This is a genomic window from Roseicyclus marinus (assembly GCF_030163795.1).
Lineage (GTDB): Bacteria > Pseudomonadota > Alphaproteobacteria > Rhodobacterales > Rhodobacteraceae > Roseicyclus > Roseicyclus marinus.
The window spans coordinates 247026-264880 of record NZ_JASJOF010000002.1 but is presented as its reverse complement, the minus strand read 5'-3'; the positions used below and the strand labels follow the sequence as shown (position 1 = coordinate 264880).

The window sequence follows — 17855 nt, the reverse complement described above, 5'->3', positions numbered from 1 at the left end:
GGGGATCGCATGAGCGCGCATCGGGAGGGGATCGCATGAGCACCCTTTGGACGGCGGCAGAAGCGGCGGCGGCGACGGGCGGACAGGTTGCGGGCGATTGGTCCGTCACCGGCATTTCCATCGACAGCCGCAACGTGGCCCCGGGGGATCTGTTCGTCGCGCTCTCGGCCGCGCGGGACGGCCATGATTTCGTCGCCGATGCGCTGGCGCGCGGCGCCGTCGCGGCGTTGGTCGCGCGCGTGCCCGACGGGGTCGACCCGGCAGCGTGCCTGATCGTGGAGGACGTGATGGACGGCCTGCGCGCCTTGGGAACTGCGGGGCGCGCGCGGTCAAAGGCGCGGGTCATCGCGGTGACCGGCTCTGTCGGCAAGACCACCGTCAAGGAAATGCTGCGTCGCGCGCTGTCGACGCAGGGGCGCACCCATGCCGCCGAAGCGAGCTTCAACAATCATTGGGGTGTGCCGGTCACGCTCGCCCGGATGCCCGCCGATACCGAGTTTGCCGTGATCGAGATCGGCATGAACCACCCCGGCGAGATCGCGCCGCTGGCCCGTCTGGCGCGGCCCCATGTGGCGGTCGTGACGACAGTTGCGCCCGCGCACCTTGAGGCTTTCGGCGTCATCGAGGGGATCGCCCACGAAAAGGCTGCGATCTACGAAGGTCTGGAGCCGGGCGGCATCGCGCTCGCCCATGCCGATGTGGAGACCTCGGGCATCTTGTTCGACAAGGCACGGGATTGTGCCGAAAGACTGATCCGGTTCGGCGTGGCCAAAGGGGTCGAGGCGCGGCTGGTCGAGGCGCAGGTGGTCGAGGCCGCGACGGTGATCCGGGCCGAGATCCTCGGGACCGAGCGGCTGATCAAGATCGGCGCGCCGGGACGGCATTATGCGATGAACGCGCTGATCGCGCTGACCGCGGCCGAGGCGGCGGGCGCCGATGCGACCGAGGCCGCGCTGGCGCTTGCGGGCTGGACGCCCTTCGAGGGGCGCGGCACGCGTGAGCGTCTGGTCCTGAGCGCCACCGACGATCTGGAGATCGAGCTGATCGACGACGCCTTCAATGCCAACCCGGCCTCGATCGCCGCGGCGCTGGACATGCTTGCGGCGGTTCAGCCGAACGGGCAGGGGCGGCGGATCGCGGTTCTGGGCGACATGCTGGAACTCGGGCCGACTGGCCCTGCGCTGCACAGGGCCATTGCCGAGCATCCGGCGCTTGGCTCCATCGCGCTTGTCCACACGGTCGGCCCGCTGATGGAAAACCTGCACAAGGCGCTGCCCGGTCGGGTGCGGGGCCGTCATGCCGAGACCGCCGAGGAGATGGCGGCGAGCCTGCCGCAACGTCTGCGCACGGGGGATGTGTTGCTGATAAAAGGCAGCAAGGGTATCAAGGTAAGCCGCGTGGTTGACGCCCTGCGCAAACTGGGGCAAGCGGCGGTGGATCAGGCTCGGGGGCCCCGCTAGATGTTGTATTGGCTGAGTGAGCTGTCCGATGGCGGCGATGTCTTCAACCTGTTTCGCTACATCACCTTTCGCGCAGGCGCCGCGTTTTTCACCGCGCTCATCTTCGGCTTCATCTTCGGGCGGCCCCTGATCAACGCGCTGCGCCGCAAATACGCGCAAGGGCAACCGATCCGCGAGGATGGCCCGGCCCATCACATCGCGACCAAGGCGGGCACGCCCACGATGGGCGGTTTGCTGATCCTCGCCGCGCTGACGCTGTCGACGCTCCTTTGGGCGCGGCTCGACAATGTCTATGTCTGGATCGTGCTGGGCACGACGGTGGCCTTCGGACTTGTCGGTTTCGCCGATGATTGGGCCAAGGTCAGCCGCCAGACCAGCAAGGGCGTGTCGGGGCGGGTCCGGTTGCTGATCGGCTTTGCCATCGCGGCGGTCGCAGCCGGTGTGGCGGTCTGGGCGCATCCGCCGGAATTGGCCGCGCAACTGGCCGTGCCGGTGTTCAAGGACGTCTTGTTCAACATGGGCTGGCTCTTCATCCCCTTTGCCATGGTCGTGATCGTGGGATCGGCCAATGCGGTGAACCTGACCGACGGTCTGGACGGGCTGGCCATCATGCCGGTGATGATCGCGGCCGGAACGCTGGGCGTGATCGCCTATGCCGTGGGCCGGGTCGATTTCACCGAATATCTCGATGTGCATTACGTACCCGGCACGGGGGAATTGCTGGTCTTCGTCGCGGGCCTGATCGGTGGGGGGCTGGGGTTCTTGTGGTATAACGCGCCGCCTGCCGCCGTGTTCATGGGCGATACGGGGTCGCTGGCGCTGGGCGGCGCGCTGGGCGCGATTGCCGTGTCGACCAAGCACGAGATCGTCCTGGCCATCGTCGGCGGGCTTTTCGTGGCCGAGGCTGTCAGCGTGATCGTGCAGGTCGGCTATTTCAAGGCGACGGGCAAGCGCGTCTTCCTGATGGCGCCGATCCACCATCATTTCGAGAAAAAGGGCTGGGCCGAACCGCAGGTGGTGATCCGCTTCTGGATCATCTCGCTGATCCTTGCTCTGATCGGGCTTGCCACGTTGAAGCTGCGCTGATGGGACGTCCCGACAGACCGACCGCTCTGGTCACCGGCGGCAACCGCGGCATCGGGCGCGCCATCGCGGCGGGGCTCGTCGCGCGCGGCATGCGCGTGGTGATCGGCGTGCGTGACCTCGAAGCCGGGCGCGCTGTGGCCGAAGAGATCGGCGCGCAGGCCTTCCGGATGGATGTGGCGCGCATCGACAGCCTCGGGGCGGCGGTCGACAAGATCGGCGGCGTCGATGTTCTGGTGAACAATGCGGGCGTGCTGATCGACACCAGCATGTTGGAGGATTCGGGCGGGTTCCACATGTCGCTCGACGTGATGTTGCGCGGCCCCTACGAACTGATCCGGACCTGTGCGCCCCATATGGGTGCGCAAGGTTGGGGCCGCATCGTCAATGTTTCGTCGGAATGGGGCAGTTTCGCGCAAGGGCTGGAAGGGCCGGGGGCCTATGGCGTGGCCAAGGCGGCGCTGAACGCGCTGACCAAGGCGATGGTGCGCGACCTGCCCGATTGCGTGAAGATCAACGCGGTCGATCCCGGCTGGGTCAGGACGCGGATGGGCGGAGAAGCGGCGACCCGCACCCCCGAAGAGGGGGCGGAAACGGCCATCTGGCTGGCCGATCTGCCCGAGGACGGGCCGACGGGGCGGTTTTTCCGCGACGGGTTGTCGGTGCGCTGGTAGGGCGCATCGCTCCGGCGGCGCGATTGCTGGTTGGGCGTCGGCGATCCGTATTTTTGGGAAGATGAAGGGCATGGAGCGGTTTTTCGTGCTGTCGGGCTGTTCGGGTGGGGGCAAGTCGACGCTGATCGCGGCCTTGGCGGAGCGGGGATACGCGACCGTGGCCGAGCCGGGTCGGCGGGTCTTGCGTGGCGGTGGGCCCAAGCCGTGGGAGGATCTGGCGGGGTTCCTGCGGGCCTGTCTGGATTTGGCTATCGAGGATCATGCGCGGGCCTGCGGTATGGCGGGGCCGGTGATCTTCGACCGCTGCGCCATCGATGCGATGTCGGGGTTGGCGGCGCTGGGCGAGGTCGTGCGCGATCCCGGGCTGCGCTATGCAAGCCCGGTCTTTCTGGCGCCGCCCTGGCCCGAGCTTTTCGCCAGCGAGCCAGAGCGCCGGCACGGGTTCGCGGCGGCTGTTGCGGAATACGAGCGGCTGTCGCAGGCCTTTCCTGCGGCGGGATATGCGGTAGAGATCATGCCCAAGGCTTCGGTGGCCGAGCGCGTCGCATAGATCGAGGCGCGGATCGGACCGGCGGCAGGGCGCGCAACGGGGGAGAGAGCATGATACCGGTTCAGGGGTTCGACGGGCAACGCGTGGCGGTGCTGGGTCTCGGGCGGTCGGGCCTGGCCACGGCGCGGGCGCTCCGCGCGGGCGGGGCCGAGGCCTTGTGCTGGGACGATGGCGCGGCGGCGCGCGAAGCGGCGGCAGGCGAGGGCTTCACGGTGCATGACCCCTGTGCCGAGGGCGCGCTTGAGGGGGTCACGGCGCTCATCACCTCGCCCGGTATCCCGCATCTCTACCCAAAGCCGCACCGCGCCATTGCCGCCGCTTGGGCGGCGGGTGTGCCGGTCGACAACGATGTGGGCCTGTTCTTTCGGTCGCTCGCACTCAGCGACTGGGGCGATCTGGACGAGCCGCCAAAGGTCGTGGCCGTCACCGGGTCCAATGGAAAATCCACCACCTCCGCGCTGATCGCCCATGTTCTGACGGCGGCGGGGCGGCCGGTGCAGCTTGCCGGCAATATCGGGCGCGGTGTGCTTGACATCGAGCCTCCGGGCGAGGGGGGCGTTGTGGTGTTGGAGCTGTCCTCCTACCAGATCGACCTTGCGCGCGCCTTGACCCCCGATATCGCGGTCTTCACCAACCTTTCGCCCGATCACCTCGACCGGCATGGCGGCATGGGCGGCTATTTCGCCGCCAAGGCGCGGCTGTTCACCATGGGGGGACCCGACCGCGCCGTGATCGGTGTCGACGAGGACGAGGGGCGGTATCTGGCCAACCAAGTGGCCGAAGGGCCGGGTGACATGCGCCTGATCCGGGTCTCGTGCCACAAGATCGCGGGGCCGGGCTGGGATCTGGTGGCGCGCAAGGGCTGGCTGTCGGAGATGCGCAAGGGGCGGCAAGTGGCCTCCATCGATCTGCGCGAGGTGCGCGGCCTGCCCGGCGCGCACAACCATCAGAACGCGGCCTGCGCCTATGGCGTGGCGCGCGCGCTGGGTGTGAACCCCAAGGAGATCGAGGCGGCGTTCCATTCCTTCGAGGGGTTGCCGCATCGCTCGCAGCGGGTGGCGGAGATCGGTGGCGTGTCCTTCGTCAATGACAGCAAGGCCACGAATGTCGATGCCGCCGTCAAGGCGCTGGGCGCCTTCAAGCGCATCCGCTGGATCTGCGGCGGGCTGGAGAAGGAGGGGGGGATGTTCGCGCTTGCCTCTGCCATGGGCGAGGTGGTGAAGGCCTATGTGATCGGGCGCGAAGCCGCGGCCTTTGCCCTGCATCTGGGCGACGTGCCGCACGAGATCTGCGGCGACATGGCCTCCGCCGTCGCGCGCGCGGCGGCCGAGGCCGAGCCGGGGGAGACCGTGCTCCTTGCGCCTGCTGCTGCGAGTTTCGACCAATACGACAGTTTCGAGCATCGCGGGCGGGATTTCATGGAGCAGGTCGCCAAATTGACCTGACGCAAATCGGCCACGGTCAAGCGAAAGGCTGGCCCTGCGCGCGATTTCAGGTTAGGCTCAACCACACGACCCGGAAAACCGGGCGATCCTGAGGCAGGCAACGACAAGACAACGGGCGGGCAGACCCCATGACAGAAATCGCGCATGGCACGGTGATCGTGCAATCGGGCGAGGCGGTTCTTCCACGTTGGTGGCGGACGGTCGACCGGGTGACGATCTTTTGCGTGCTGACGCTGTTTGCCATCGGCATCTTGCTGGGATTCGCGGCCTCGACACCGCTGGCCGAACGCAACGGGCTCGATCCGTTCCATTACGTCATCCGGCAAGGCGCTTTCGGAGCCATGGGCCTATCCGTGATGATCCTTGTCTCGATGATGGGGCCGGTCACGATCCGCCGTCTCGGTGTCTTGGGCTTTTTCGGGGCGACGCTGGCCTTGGCCATGCTGCCCGCCTTCGGGACGGATTTCGGGCAAGGCGCGGTGCGGTGGTTTTCGCTCGGCTTCGCCTCGGTGCAGCCGGCGGAATTCCTCAAGCCCGTCTTCGTCATCTTCACCGCATGGATGATCGCGTCAAGCCAGGAGGTCGCGGGGCCACCCGGCAAGACCGTCTCTCTTTTCGCCATGATCGTGATCGTGGGCTTTCTTGTGATGCAGCCCGATTTCGGGCAGGCCGCGCTGATCATCTTCGCTTGGTCGGTGATCTATTTCGTGGCGGGCGCGCCCATGACCCTGCTTTTCGCGCTGATGGGTCTGGTGGGCCTTGGCGGCGTTGTGGCCTACAACAATTCCGAACATGTCGCGCGCCGCATCGACGGGTTCCTGTCGGCGGAAATCGACCCCAACACCCAGATCGCCTATGCCGCCGATGCGATCCGCAACGGCGGGGTGTTCGGCGCGGGACTGGGCGAGGGGACGGTGCGCTGGACGCTGCCCGATGCCCATACCGATTTCATCATCGCGGTCGCGGCCGAGGAATATGGCGTCGTGCTGGTGTTCCTGATCATCGCGCTGTTCGCGACCATCACGCTGCGCGCCTTTTTCCGGCTGATGCGCGAACGCGATCCGTTCATCCGGCTGGCGGGGACGGGCATCGCGAGCCTTTTGGCGCTTCAGGCCTTCATCAACCTCGGCGTTGCGGCGCGGCTCTTGCCGGCCAAGGGGATGACGCTGCCCTTTGTCAGCTATGGCGGCTCCTCGGTCATCGCGACGGGGATCGCGGTGGGAATGCTCCTGGCCTTCACCCGGTTGCGGCCGCAGGGCGAGATCGGCGACATCCTCCTGTCGCGGCAGAGGTAGGCCCGCCATGACCCCCGCCCATCCCCATCTGATCATCGCGGCCGGTGGCACCGGGGGGCACATGTTCCCCGCCCAAGCCCTGTCCGAGGTGATGATCCGCCGCGGCTGGCGCGTGACCTTGTCGACCGATGCGCGCGGCGCCCGCTACACCGATGGCTATTCCCATGCAGTCGAGGTGCGACAGGTGACCTCGGCCACCTTCGCGCGGGGCGGGGTGATGGCGAAACTGACCGCGCCCTTCCGCATTCTCGGCGGGATCTTGGCGGCGACGCTGAAGATGTGGCGCGAGCGGCCCGATGTGGTGGTGGGTTTCGGCGGCTATCCGACGATCCCCGCGCTGGCCGCCGCCTGGATCACGCGCACGCCTTGCATGATCCACGAACAAAACGGCGTGCTGGGCCGGGTCAATCGCGTCTTCGCCCGTCGCGTCGATGTCGTGGCCTGCGGGACTTGGCCCACCGAGCTGCCCTCCGGCATCGAGGGGGTGCAGACCGGCAACCCGGTTCGCGCCGCCGTGCTGGAGCGCGCGGGCGCGCCCTATATGCCGCCCGGCGACTGGCCGATGAGCCTGTTGGTCTTCGGCGGCAGCCAGGGCGCGCGTATCCTGGCCGATACCGTGCCTGCCGCCATCGCGCTCTTGCCCGAGGGGTTGCGCGGGCAGTTGCGCATCGCCCAGCAGGCCCGCCCCGAGGATCACGAGCGTGTCGCCGGGGCCTATGCCGCGCTGGGCGTGCGCGCCGAGATCGAACCATTTTTCCGGGATATGCCGCGCCGCCTGTCCGAGGCCCAGCTCGTCATCAGCCGCGCCGGGGCGTCGTCCGTCGCCGATATCTCGGTGATCGGGCGGCCCGCGATCCTGATCCCCTATGCCGCAGCGACCGCCGATCACCAAAGCGCCAATGCGCGCGGCCTGGTCGAGGCGAATGCAGCCGTGATGATCCCCGAAGCCCGCCTGACGCCCCAGACGCTGGCGCAGGCGATCGAAACCATTCTCACCCAACCCGACGCCGCCGATACGATGGCGCGAGGGGCCCTGTCCGTCGGCGTTCCCGATGCCGCGACACGGCTTGCCGCGCTGGTCGAGGAACTGGCGCGGAAAGGAGCCTCATGAACGCCGCCGCCGTCACCAAACTCCCCACCCAACTGGGCGCGATCCATTTCGTCGGCATCGGCGGGATCGGCATGTCGGGCATCGCCGAGGTGCTGCTCAACCACGGCTACCAAGTGCAGGGCTCCGACCTGAAGGCCAGCAAGATCACGGATCGGCTGGCGGATCTGGGCGCGCGCATCTTCATCGGACAAAAGGCCGAGAACCTCGAAAATGCCGAGGTCGTGGTGATCTCGAGCGCGATCAAGACCGGCAACCCGGAACTGGACGCCGCCCGCGCGCGCGGCCTGCCGGTGGTGCGCCGGGCCGAGATGCTGGCCGAATTGATGCGCCTGCGCTCCAACATCGCGGTCGCGGGAACGCACGGCAAGACCACGACGACGACGCTGGTGGCGACGCTTCTGGATGCGGGCGGTGTCGATCCGACGGTGATCAACGGCGGCGTGATCCATGCCTATGGGTCGAACGCACGGGTGGGGCAGGGCGACTGGATGGTCGTCGAGGCGGATGAAAGCGACGGCACCTTCAACCGCCTGCCCGCGACCATCGCCATCGTCACCAACATCGACCCCGAGCATATGGAACATTGGGGCACGATCGAGAACCTGCGGCAGGGCTTCACCGATTTCGTGTCGAACATTCCTTTCTACGGCATCGCCGTCTGCTGCACCGATCACCCCGAGGTCCGCGCGCTGGTGGGCCGCGTCACCGACCGGCGGATCGTCACCTTCGGCTTCAACGCGCAGGCGGATGTGCGGGCGATCAACCTGACCTACAAGGCGGGGGTCGCGCAGTTCGACATCGCGCTTCAGGCCGAGGGGCAGGTGATCGAGGGCTGCACCCTGCCGATGCCGGGCGATCATAACGTGTCGAACGCGCTGGCCGCCGTGGCCGTGGCCCGGCATCTGGGCATGAAGGCCGAGGAAATCCGCGCCGCGCTGGCGGGCTTCAAGGGCGTCAACCGCCGCTTCACCAAGGTGGGCGATGTCGGCGGCGTGACGATCATCGACGATTACGGCCACCACCCGGTCGAGATCGCGGCCGTGCTGCGCGCGGCGCGCCAAGCCATCGGGACCGAGGGCGCGGGGCGCGTCATCGCGGTGCATCAGCCGCATCGCTATTCCCGCCTCTCGAGCCTGTTCGAGGATTTCTGCGGCTGTTTCAACGACGCCGACGTGGTCGCCATCGCCGAAGTCTATGCCGCGGGCGAGGCCCCGATCCCCGGTGCAAGCCGCGATGATCTGGTGGCGGGCCTGATCCGGCACGGGCACCGCCACGCCCGCGCGATCCTGTCCGAGGACGATCTGGAACGGCTGGTGCGCGAACAGGCGCGGCCGGGCGACATGGTCGTCTGTCTGGGCGCGGGCACGATTTCGGCATGGGCGCATGGTTTGCCCGCCCGATTGAAGGATCTGGACACGCAAGCCGCGGCCGGGTGATGGTGATGACCGGGATGGAGGATGAAGGGACCATGACGAGAATGCCCAAGTGGATGGGCCCTCGTGCAACTTGTGCCCCGGCCAAGCGCCGGGCCGCGGGTCCCGCAATCCACGATCCCGTTTGTTTTGGTTCTGGTCCCGTCAGGAGTGCCGCGTGATGCCTGTCGCTCTTCTCCTTGTCTGTCTGTGGGGGGCGGCCGCCTGCGCCGCGGGTCTTGCGCCGCGACGCTATCACTGGCCCTTCGCCTGGGTGCTGATCGCGACGGGCATCCCGCTTCTGGGGTTCGTGACGCTCAGCATGGGGCCTGCCATGGGGGTGATCGGGCTGGTGGCCGGGGCCACGCTCCTGCGCTGGCCCATCTTGCGGGCGGGGCAGCGGCTGGCGGGGCTCCTGGCGCCGCAGGAGATCGAACAGCCGCGCGAGCATCCCGGCGAATGACCCGGCGCGGCCCGGCTGGACAGGCGCGGGGCGCGCGGTTAGCAGGCAGGCCATGACAGCCATTCCCGACATTCCCCTGCGCGGCACCAAGACGCCGGACCGCTCTCTTGCCGATCTGACGTGGTTGCGCGTGGGCGGCCCCGCCGATTGGCTGATCCAGCCCGCCGACGAAGACGACTTGTGCGGTTTTCTGGCCGCACTCGACCCGGCTGTGCCGGTCTTTCCGATGGGGGTGGGTTCGAACCTCATCGTGCGCGACGGTGGCCTTCCCGGCGTCGTGATCCGGCTGGGGCGTGGCTTCAACGCGATCCGGGTCGAGGGCGATCTGGTCATCGCGGGGGCCGCCGCCCTCGATGCCCATGTCGCGCGAAAGGCCGCCGAGGCGGGGCGCGACCTGACCTTTCTGCGCACCATCCCCGGTTCGGTGGGGGGCGCGCTCCGGATGAATGCGGGCTGTTATGGCAGCTATGTTGCCGATCATTTCGTCTCCGCGCGCGGCGTCCTGCGCAATGGGCGGCGGGTGACGTTCGGCCCCGGCGACATCGCCTTTGCCTATCGCCAGACCGACCTGCCCGAAGGCGCGGTGATCACCGAGGTGACGTTTCGCGCGGCCGAGGGCGATCCTGCCGCGCTGGCCGCCCGGATGGAGGATCAACTGGCGCGGCGTGATGCGACCCAACCCACCAAGGACCGCAGCGCGGGCAGCACGTTCCGCAACCCGGCCGGCTATTCCTCGACGGGCCGCGCCGATGACGTGCATGACCTCAAGGCCTGGGCCGTGATCGACGCCGCCGGGTTGCGCGGCGCGCGCCGGGGGGGCGCGCAGATGTCGGAGAAACATTCCAACTTCCTCATCAACACCGGAGGGGCCACGGCGGCCGATCTGGAAGGTTTGGGGGAAGAGGTCCGAAAAAGGGTTTTCGAGACACAGGGAATAGAGCTACAATGGGAAATCATGCGCGTCGGGCGACCGCGCGCATGACACAGGCATAAGACCGACCCGGGCCAACCGGGCGGAAAACAAGCAGCTGATCGGGCAAAAGAACCCGACGGCATCGTGAGGCACAGGTGGCGGGTTCGAGCGGAAAAACCCCCCGTGTCGCGGTCCTTATGGGTGGCCCCTCGTCCGAGCGCGAGGTGTCGCTCTCGACGGGCCGTGGCTGCGCTGAGGCGCTTCGGGGCGAAGGCTACGCGGTGATCGAGGTCGATTGCGGCCCCGACCTGCCTGCGCGGCTGTCGGATCTGAAGCCCGATGTCTGTTTCAACGCTCTTCATGGCCGCTGGGGCGAGGATGGCTGCGTTCAGGGCCTCCTCGAATGGCTTCGCATTCCCTATACCCATTCGGGCGTGCTGGCCTCGGCGCTGGCCATGGACAAGGCTCGCACCAAGGAAGTCTACCGCGCCCATGGCCTGCCGGTGGTCGACAGCCTGATCCTGCCCAAGGCGCAGGTGATGGCCGCTCATGCCCTGCAACCGCCCTATGTCGTCAAACCCAACAACGAAGGGTCCTCGGTCGGCGTCTATCTCGTGACCGAGGGCGCGAACGGCCCGCCGCAACTGGCCGACACCATGCCCGACACCGTCATGGTCGAGACCTATGTGCCCGGCCGCGAACTGACCTGTTCGGTGATGGGGACCGGGCCGGATGATCCCGGCGCGCTGACCGTCACCGATATCCTGACCGAGGGCTGGTACGATTACGCCGCCAAATATGTGGCTGGCGGATCGCGCCATGTCGTGCCCGCTGAGGTGCCGCAGACGATTTTCGACGCCTGCATGGACATGGCCGTGACCGCGCACCGCGTGCTGGGCTGCCGGGGTGTCAGCCGCACCGATTTCCGCTGGGACGAAAGCCGCGGCCTCGCGGGGCTGGTCTTGCTGGAAACCAACACGCAACCGGGGATGACGCCGACCTCGCTGACGCCGGAACAGGCGGCGGCTTGCGGCATCTCCTTCGGCACCCTGTGCCGCTGGCTGGTGGAGGATGCGTCATGCGACCGCTGATCGCCCGCCGCGAACCGATCCCGCCGGGGCAGTGCCGCGATGTGCCGACGCAAGCACCGCCGCGCGCCATCGAGCCGCCGGTCGCCCGTACCGCGCCCGCCCTCGTGCCCGAGGCCCCGCGCGATCCCGCGCCCTCGATCTGGTCCTATCGTGTCCAGCGGCTCTGGCTTACGCCGCTCTTCCGCAAGCTCTTGCGCGTCGGTGTCCCGGCCTTCGTCCTGTGTTTCGGGGCTTTGGCCTATTTCGGCGATGCCGAACGCCGCGCGGCGATCTGGGACGCAGGGCAGGAGATCCGCCGCGAAATCGAAAGCCGCCCCGAATTCCGCGTGGCCGTCGTTGGCGTCGAAGGGGCCAGCGACCGGGTGATCGCCGAGGTGCGGGCCGCGATGGGCCTGCAACTCCCGATGTCGTCCTTCGATCTGGATCTTGCCGCCCTGCGCGACCGGGTGGAGGCCTTGCCCTCGGTCGCCTCGGCCGAATTGCGCATCCAGTCGGGCGGGTATCTTGCCGTGCGCGTGGTGGAACGGGTGCCCGCGCTGATCTGGCAGACGCGCGACGGCCTGTCGCTGATCGATGCCGAGGGGCATTTCGTGGCAAGCTTGGATGACCATGTTCTCGACCGGCCGCTGCCCGCCGTGGCGGGCGACGGGGCCGACCTCGTGGTGGGCGAGGCGCTGGCGCTCCATGCCGCCGCCGCGCCTTTGGGCGATCGGTTGCGCGGCCTTGTGCGGGTGGGCGAACGGCGGTGGGACGTCGTGCTGACCGATGGGCGGCGGATCCTTTTGCCCGCGCAGGGCGCGGTGCAGGCGCTGGACCGGGCGCTGGCCTTGCAGGACGCGTCCCAGATCCTCGACCGCGACGTGCTGCGCATCGACCTGCGCAACCCCGACCGATTGACCGTGCAACTGACCCGTCCCGCGCTGGAGGAAATGCACCGCCTCCGCGAGTTGGAACGCGAAACCCTGACCGGAGAGCAAAACGGATGACCATTCTGTACCAGTCGCAGCGGGCCATGCGGGCCAAGCGGCAGGAGGCGATGCGCCGGGGCGTGATCGCCGTGCTCGACATCGGCACGCACAAGACATCGTGCCTGATCCTGAAATTCGATCAGACCAACACGATGGGTCCCGCCGAAGGGATCGGCGCGATGGCGGGGCAGGCCAGTTTCCGCATCATCGGCGCGGCCACGACCCGCTCGCGCGGCGTGCGCTTTGGCGAAATCGACATGGTGCAGGAGACCGAGCGCGCGATCCGTACCGCGGTGCAGGGCGCGCAGAAGATGGCGCAGGTGCGCGTCGATCACGTCATCGTCGCGTTGGCCGGTGCGCGCCCGCGCAGCTACGGGCTCGATGGCGAGGTGACGCTGACCACCGGCACCGTGACCGATCACGACGTGGCGCAGGTTCTGGCCGAATGCGACCTGCCCGATCTGGGTCAGGGCCGCGAGGTGCTGCACGCCCAGCCGGTGAATTTCTCGCTCGACCATCGCACCGGTCTGACCGATCCGCGCGGCCATGTCGGCAACCGCCTGTCCGTCGACATGCATCTCCTGACGATCGAGGCCCATGCCATCGAGACGCTGCTTTACTGCGTCAAACGCTGTGATCTCGAACTGGCCGGTCTGGCCAGCGCGCCCTATGTCGCCGCTGTCTCCAGCCTGGTCGAGGACGAGCAGGAACTGGGCGCGGCCTGTATCGACATGGGCGGCGGCACCACCAGCCTCTCGATCTTCATGAAGAAACACATGATCTACGCCGATACCGTGCGGATGGGCGGCGATCATGTGACCGGCGACATCAGCCAGGGTCTCCATATCCCGATGGCCCATGCCGAAAAGATCAAGACCCGCTTCGGCGGCGTGATCGCCACCGGCATGGATGACCGCGAGATCATCGAACTGGAAAGCGAGACGGGCGATTGGCATCACGACCGGCGCACCGTCACGCGCGCCGAACTGATCGGCGTCATGCGCCCCCGCGTCGAGGAAATCCTCGAAGAGGTGCAGGCCCGGCTGGAGGCGGCGGGCTTCGACCATCTGCCCAGCCAGCGGATCGTTCTGACCGGCGGGGCCAGCCAGATCCCCGGCCTCGACGGGCTGGCCAGCCGCATCCTCGGCAACCAGGTGCGTCTGGGCCGTCCGTTGCGGGTGCAGGGCCTGCCGCAATCAACCTGCGGACCGGCCTTTTCGGCCTGCGTGGGGCTGGCGCTTTTCGCGGCCTATCCGCAGGACGAATGGTGGGATTTCGAGACCCCCGCCGACCGCCTTCCGGCGCGCAGCCTGAAACGGGCCGTCAAATGGTTTCGGGACAACTGGTAACCCCCGGATCTGGTGTCACATCGCAAAAGGCGGGTGAATGGGCGGATTTCCGCCCCATATTTCGCGTCATTTCTTGAAATTCCTCGTGACGTGCCCTGTGGAAACAGGTAAGTTTGCCTGAAACAGAGGCAGAAGCGGACCGTCGGCGACAAGACTGCGGCCGGATCTCAAGATCGAAAAACAGGCGGACAGATCCATGACACTCAACCTGATGATGCCGAACAGCCAGCCCGACCTGAAGCCGCGGATCACCGTGTTCGGCGTGGGTGGCGCGGGCGGCAATGCCGTCAACAACATGATCGACCAGAACCTCGACGGGTGCGAGTTCGTGGTCGCCAACACCGATGCGCAGGCGCTGACCCAGTCGCGCGCCACCGCCAAGATCCAGATGGGCGCCCGCGTGACCGAGGGCCTGGGCGCAGGCGCACGGCCCGCCGTGGGTGCCAGCGCCGCCGAGGAAAGCATCGAGGAAATCGTCGATCATCTGGCCGGCGCGCATATGTGCTTCATCACCGCCGGGATGGGCGGCGGCACCGGCACCGGCGCCGCGCCGATCATCGCACAGGCCGCGCGCGAGCTGGGCGTTCTGACCGTCGGCGTCGTGACCAAGCCCTTCCAGTTCGAAGGCACCAAGCGGATGCGGCAGGCCGATGAGGGCATCGAGCAGCTGCAAAAGGTCGTCGATACGCTGATCATCATTCCCAACCAGAACCTGTTCCGGCTGGCCAATGAAAAGACCACCTTCACCGAAGCCTTCGCCATGGCCGACGACGTGCTCTACCAGGGCGTCAAGGGCGTGACCGACCTGATGGTGCGCCCCGGTCTCATCAACCTCGATTTCGCCGATGTCCGCGCCGTGATGAACGAGATGGGCAAGGCGATGATGGGCACCGGCGAGGCCGAGGGCGACAGCCGCGCCTTGCAGGCCGCCGAAAAGGCCATCGCCAACCCGCTCCTCGACGAAATCAGCCTCAAGGGTGCGCGCGGCGTGTTGATCAACGTGACCGGCGGCTATGACCTGACCCTGTTCGAACTGGACGAGGCCGCCAACCGCATCCGCGAGGAAGTGGACCCGGACGCCAACATCATCGTCGGCTCGACGCTCGATCCCGACATGGAAGGCAAGATGCGCGTCAGCGTCGTGGCCACCGGCATCGACGTGGGCGAGGCGCAGGTCCAGATGGCACCGGCGCGCAGCTTTGCCGCCGCCGCCGTGGCAAGCCGCGCGGCCCCCGCGCCCGCACCGGCCGCCGAGGCTCCGGCCCCGCGCCCCGAGCCGGTTCAGGACTACGTCGAGGAAGAAGAGATGATGACCGGCGAAGAGCCGTCGCTCTTCACCAGCATGATGGGCGACGATCTCGAGGATGATCTGGCCGATGACGACATGGTGCCGCCGCCGGCCTATCGCCCGGCAGCCCAAACCGCCGCTTCGCGCCCTGATCCGCGCATGACCGCCACGTCGCAGCCCGAATTCGTCGCGCCCCGTCCGCCCGCCGCCGGCAAACCGACGCCCGAGGCGCTCGCCCGGCTGCGCGCCGCAATCCAGAAAGATGCGCCACGCAACGCACCCGCCGCCGAACCGCAGGCCGAAGCGCCGCAGCGCGCCCGCCTCGGGATCGGGTCCCTGATCAACCGCATGACGGGCCACGCCGAAGATGCGGCCCCCGCCACCGAGCGTCGCCAGCCCCCGATGTCGGTCGGTCGCGCCTCGGCCCCGCCGCCGCATCACGCGGTGGATGACGGGATTGTCGACCCCGATCAGGAACGGATCGAGATCCCGGCCTTCCTGCGGCGTCAGGCGAACTGACACCCATCACAACACATCTCGAAAGGCCGACCGCGTGTCGGCCTTTTTCGTTTTGTAAACAGCGGTTTGGCCGGGTGTCGGCGGGCAATCGGCGAAACCTTGCCGATAGGTTTCGGCATTGTTGCAGGGAGTCATAAAGGTTGAATTGTTCCTTTCCCGCCGCCCCTGTATCCGATCTCCATGGCAAAAGCGGGCATTGCGTCGACACGACGCACAAGCGCGCAGGGCACGATCCGCATGGCACACGCGGACGGAGCGGAGATAAGAACGTTCATGCAGGCAACGCTTCGGCAACCGGTCGCTTTCACGGGTGTGGGTCTTCACACCGGTGGACCCGTGCGCATGATTGTGCGCCCGAAGGCGGCGCATATGGGCCTGTGGTTCCAGCGTACCGACCTTGAGGGCAGCGCGCCGATCCCCGCCCGCTATGACGTCGTCCCGATGAGCCGCCTCTGCACCAAGCTGCAGGGCGAGGACGGGGCCGAGGTGTCGACCGTCGAACATGTGATGGCGGCCCTTGCCGGGTGCGGCATTCACAACGCGCATGTCGAACTGGACGGGCCCGAGGCACCGATCCTCGACGGATCCGCCGCGCCCTTCGTCCGCGCGTTTCTCGATGCCGGTATCGTGCGCCAATCCGCCCCGATCCACGCGATCGAAATCCTGCGCGAAGTCGCCGTGTCCGAAGGGGACGCATGGGCCAGCCTGTCGCCTGCGCCGGGGCTCGAGATGGATTTCACCATCGATTTCGAGGATGCGGCCATCGGCCGTCAGCGCCGTGTCGCCAGCCTCGCCAACGGGCGTTTCGTGCGCGAACTCTGCGACAGCCGCACCTTCTGCCGTCAGGCCGATGTGGATGCGATGTGGGCTGCGGGCCTTGCCCTGGGCGGCACCTATGAAAATGCGGTCGTGGTCGATGGCGGCGTCGTGCTCAGCCCGGGTGGTCTGCGTCACGCCGACGAGGCTGTGCGCCACAAGATGCTCGATGCGCTTGGCGATCTCGCGCTGGCGGGTGCGCCCATCCTCGGGCGCTACACCGGTGTTCGGGCGGGCCACATGATGACCAATCAATTGCTCCGCGCACTCTTCTCGCGGCCCGATGCGTGGCGTTTCGTGGAATGCACCCCGGAACAGGCCGCGCGCCTGCCCGGCATGGGCGTCAAGGTCGCGGACCTTGCCGATGTGGCCTGAGCGCTGCACGCCTATCGCGCTGCTGCGTCGAAAAGCGGATTTCAGGCGTTTTGCCCTCAGAAAGAATATGCTAGGACCAGTCCCAGATGGACCGGCTCAGGCGGGACGTTCCTGAAAAACTTGGGGTTTCGAGCATGCACAGCCGTGGCAGCGCCATGATCCGGAAGACGGGCCTTTTCACCGGTCTCGCGATGGTGATGGCGCTTTCGGCCTGCGGTGGCGGCGGATTGTTCGGTGGCGGCGGAGGTGGCGGTTTCTTCGCCAGCCGCAACGCGACCGTGCCGTTGGAAGAGCAGGACGCGCTCACGATCTACCAGCAGGGCGAGGCCGAGCTGGAAAACGGCCGCCCCGACCGCGCCGCCGCCCTCTTCATCGAGGTCGAACGGCTGCATCCCTATTCGGAATGGGCCAGCCGCGGCTTGATCATGGCCGCCTTCGCCTATCACGAGGACGAGGATTACGAGAATGCGCGCATCGCGGCGCAGCGTTACCTCGACTTCTACCCCGGTGAAGAAGATGCCGCCTATGCCCAATACCTTCTGGCGCTCAGCTATTACGACCAGATCGACGAGGTCGGCCGCGATCAGGGCGTAACGTTCCAGGCCTTGCAGGCGCTCCGCGAAGTGATCGAACGCTACCCCGATAGCGAATACACGCAGGATGCGATCTTGCGGTTCGAGGTGGCCTTCGACCATCTCGCCGGCAAGGAGATGGAGATCGGGCGCTATTACCTGCGCCGGGGTCACCATGCTGCCGCGATCAACCGCTTCCGCGTCGTGGTCGAACAGTTCGAGACCACCAGCCACACGCCCGAGGCTCTGATGCGTCTGGTGGAGGCCTATCTTGCGCTCGGCCTGACGGACGAGGCGCAGACCGCGGGCGCGATCCTTGGCTACAATTTCCAGTCCTCGCCCTTCTACGACGATGCCTTCCGGCAGCTCACGGGGCAAAACCTCGCCCCCGAGGCGCAGGGCGAAGGCTGGTTGAGCGAGATCTGGCAGCAAACCGTCCGGGGCGCCTGGTTGTGATGCGGCGCGCGCCCT

General features: G+C 67.4%; 16 protein-coding genes. All 16 read left to right on the top strand.

Going from position 1 to position 17855, the window contains the following annotated elements:
• Positions 1-35: 35 nt before the first annotated feature.
• Entirely contained in the window at positions 36-1460 is a 1425-nt protein-coding gene (locus QQK63_RS04100) for a UDP-N-acetylmuramoyl-tripeptide--D-alanyl-D-alanine ligase (RefSeq protein WP_277827272.1), read from the top strand.
• Positions 1461-2546, top strand: coding sequence for a phospho-N-acetylmuramoyl-pentapeptide-transferase (mraY, locus tag QQK63_RS04095; RefSeq protein WP_277827274.1), 1086 nt, complete (start codon positions 1461-1463; stop codon positions 2544-2546).
• Positions 2546-3217 (top strand): SDR family NAD(P)-dependent oxidoreductase, encoded by a 672-nt coding sequence (locus QQK63_RS04090; protein ID WP_277827276.1) that lies wholly within the window; start codon positions 2546-2548, stop codon positions 3215-3217. Before mraY ends, QQK63_RS04090 begins: the two co-directional genes overlap by 1 nt.
• A 70-nt stretch (positions 3218-3287) precedes the next feature.
• A complete protein-coding gene (locus QQK63_RS04085) occupies positions 3288-3767 on the top strand; it encodes an AAA family ATPase (RefSeq protein ID WP_277827278.1) in 480 nt (159 codons plus the stop codon).
• A gap of 50 nt (positions 3768-3817) precedes the next feature.
• The gene (murD, locus tag QQK63_RS04080) at positions 3818-5212 is read left to right on the top strand and encodes a UDP-N-acetylmuramoyl-L-alanine--D-glutamate ligase (protein ID WP_277827280.1); all 1395 of its coding nucleotides are present in this window, start codon (positions 3818-3820) and stop codon (positions 5210-5212) included.
• Positions 5213-5340: 128 nt separating this feature from the next.
• Complete coding sequence (locus QQK63_RS04075) at positions 5341-6507, top strand: peptidoglycan glycosyltransferase FtsW (protein ID WP_277827282.1); 1167 nt, start codon at positions 5341-5343, stop codon at positions 6505-6507.
• 7 nt (positions 6508-6514) lie between these two features.
• Positions 6515-7618, top strand: a complete 1104-nt coding sequence (locus tag QQK63_RS04070) for a UDP-N-acetylglucosamine--N-acetylmuramyl-(pentapeptide) pyrophosphoryl-undecaprenol N-acetylglucosamine transferase (protein WP_277827284.1) — start codon at positions 6515-6517, stop codon at positions 7616-7618.
• Complete coding sequence (gene murC, locus QQK63_RS04065; RefSeq protein WP_277827286.1) at positions 7615-9054, top strand: UDP-N-acetylmuramate--L-alanine ligase; 1440 nt, start codon at positions 7615-7617, stop codon at positions 9052-9054. Before QQK63_RS04070 ends, murC begins: the two co-directional genes overlap by 4 nt.
• Positions 9055-9211: 157 nt before the next feature.
• The gene (locus tag QQK63_RS04060; protein ID WP_277827288.1) at positions 9212-9493 is read left to right on the top strand and encodes a DUF2484 family protein; all 282 of its coding nucleotides are present in this window, start codon (positions 9212-9214) and stop codon (positions 9491-9493) included.
• A gap of 52 nt (positions 9494-9545) precedes the next feature.
• Complete coding sequence (gene murB, locus QQK63_RS04055) at positions 9546-10475, top strand: UDP-N-acetylmuramate dehydrogenase (RefSeq protein WP_277827290.1); 930 nt, start codon at positions 9546-9548, stop codon at positions 10473-10475.
• A gap of 128 nt (positions 10476-10603) precedes the next feature.
• Entirely contained in the window at positions 10604-11497 is an 894-nt protein-coding gene (locus tag QQK63_RS04050) for a D-alanine--D-alanine ligase (protein ID WP_419789594.1), read from the top strand.
• Positions 11485-12483: a cell division protein FtsQ/DivIB gene (locus tag QQK63_RS04045; protein ID WP_277827294.1), complete on the top strand. Its 999-nt coding sequence runs from the start codon at positions 11485-11487 to the stop codon at positions 12481-12483. The genes QQK63_RS04050 and QQK63_RS04045 overlap by 13 nt, the downstream gene beginning before the upstream one ends.
• Positions 12480-13814: a cell division protein FtsA gene (gene ftsA, locus QQK63_RS04040; protein ID WP_277827296.1), complete on the top strand. Its 1335-nt coding sequence runs from the start codon at positions 12480-12482 to the stop codon at positions 13812-13814. Before QQK63_RS04045 ends, ftsA begins: the two co-directional genes overlap by 4 nt.
• Before the next feature lie 196 nt (positions 13815-14010).
• Entirely contained in the window at positions 14011-15621 is a 1611-nt protein-coding gene (gene ftsZ / locus QQK63_RS04035; protein WP_277827298.1) for a cell division protein FtsZ, read from the top strand.
• Positions 15622-15894: 273 nt separating this feature from the next.
• Positions 15895-16812 (top strand): UDP-3-O-acyl-N-acetylglucosamine deacetylase, encoded by a 918-nt coding sequence (gene lpxC, locus QQK63_RS04030; protein WP_277827300.1) that lies wholly within the window; start codon positions 15895-15897, stop codon positions 16810-16812.
• A 155-nt stretch (positions 16813-16967) separates the two neighbouring features.
• Positions 16968-17840 carry an outer membrane protein assembly factor BamD gene (locus tag QQK63_RS04025; RefSeq protein ID WP_277827302.1) on the top strand — a complete coding sequence of 291 codons (873 nt, stop codon included), beginning with the start codon at positions 16968-16970 and terminating at the stop codon, positions 17838-17840.
• The last annotated feature ends 15 nt before the right edge of the window (positions 17841-17855 follow it).

Coding starts and splice junctions, on each gene's coding strand:
- QQK63_RS04100 (WP_277827272.1), top strand. CDS start 36: ATGAGCACCCTTTGGACGGCGGCAGAAGCGGCGGCGGCGACGGGCGGA.
- mraY (WP_277827274.1), top strand. CDS start 1,461: ATGTTGTATTGGCTGAGTGAGCTGTCCGATGGCGGCGATGTCTTCAAC.
- QQK63_RS04090 (WP_277827276.1), top strand. CDS start 2,546: ATGGGACGTCCCGACAGACCGACCGCTCTGGTCACCGGCGGCAACCGC.
- QQK63_RS04085 (WP_277827278.1), top strand. CDS start 3,288: ATGGAGCGGTTTTTCGTGCTGTCGGGCTGTTCGGGTGGGGGCAAGTCG.
- murD (WP_277827280.1), top strand. CDS start 3,818: ATGATACCGGTTCAGGGGTTCGACGGGCAACGCGTGGCGGTGCTGGGT.
- QQK63_RS04075 (WP_277827282.1), top strand. CDS start 5,341: ATGACAGAAATCGCGCATGGCACGGTGATCGTGCAATCGGGCGAGGCG.
- QQK63_RS04070 (WP_277827284.1), top strand. CDS start 6,515: ATGACCCCCGCCCATCCCCATCTGATCATCGCGGCCGGTGGCACCGGG.
- murC (WP_277827286.1), top strand. CDS start 7,615: ATGAACGCCGCCGCCGTCACCAAACTCCCCACCCAACTGGGCGCGATC.
- QQK63_RS04060 (WP_277827288.1), top strand. CDS start 9,212: ATGCCTGTCGCTCTTCTCCTTGTCTGTCTGTGGGGGGCGGCCGCCTGC.
- murB (WP_277827290.1), top strand. CDS start 9,546: ATGACAGCCATTCCCGACATTCCCCTGCGCGGCACCAAGACGCCGGAC.
- QQK63_RS04050 (WP_419789594.1), top strand. CDS start 10,604: ATGGGTGGCCCCTCGTCCGAGCGCGAGGTGTCGCTCTCGACGGGCCGT.
- QQK63_RS04045 (WP_277827294.1), top strand. CDS start 11,485: ATGCGACCGCTGATCGCCCGCCGCGAACCGATCCCGCCGGGGCAGTGC.
- ftsA (WP_277827296.1), top strand. CDS start 12,480: ATGACCATTCTGTACCAGTCGCAGCGGGCCATGCGGGCCAAGCGGCAG.
- ftsZ (WP_277827298.1), top strand. CDS start 14,011: ATGACACTCAACCTGATGATGCCGAACAGCCAGCCCGACCTGAAGCCG.
- lpxC (WP_277827300.1), top strand. CDS start 15,895: ATGCAGGCAACGCTTCGGCAACCGGTCGCTTTCACGGGTGTGGGTCTT.
- QQK63_RS04025 (WP_277827302.1), top strand. CDS start 16,968: ATGATCCGGAAGACGGGCCTTTTCACCGGTCTCGCGATGGTGATGGCG.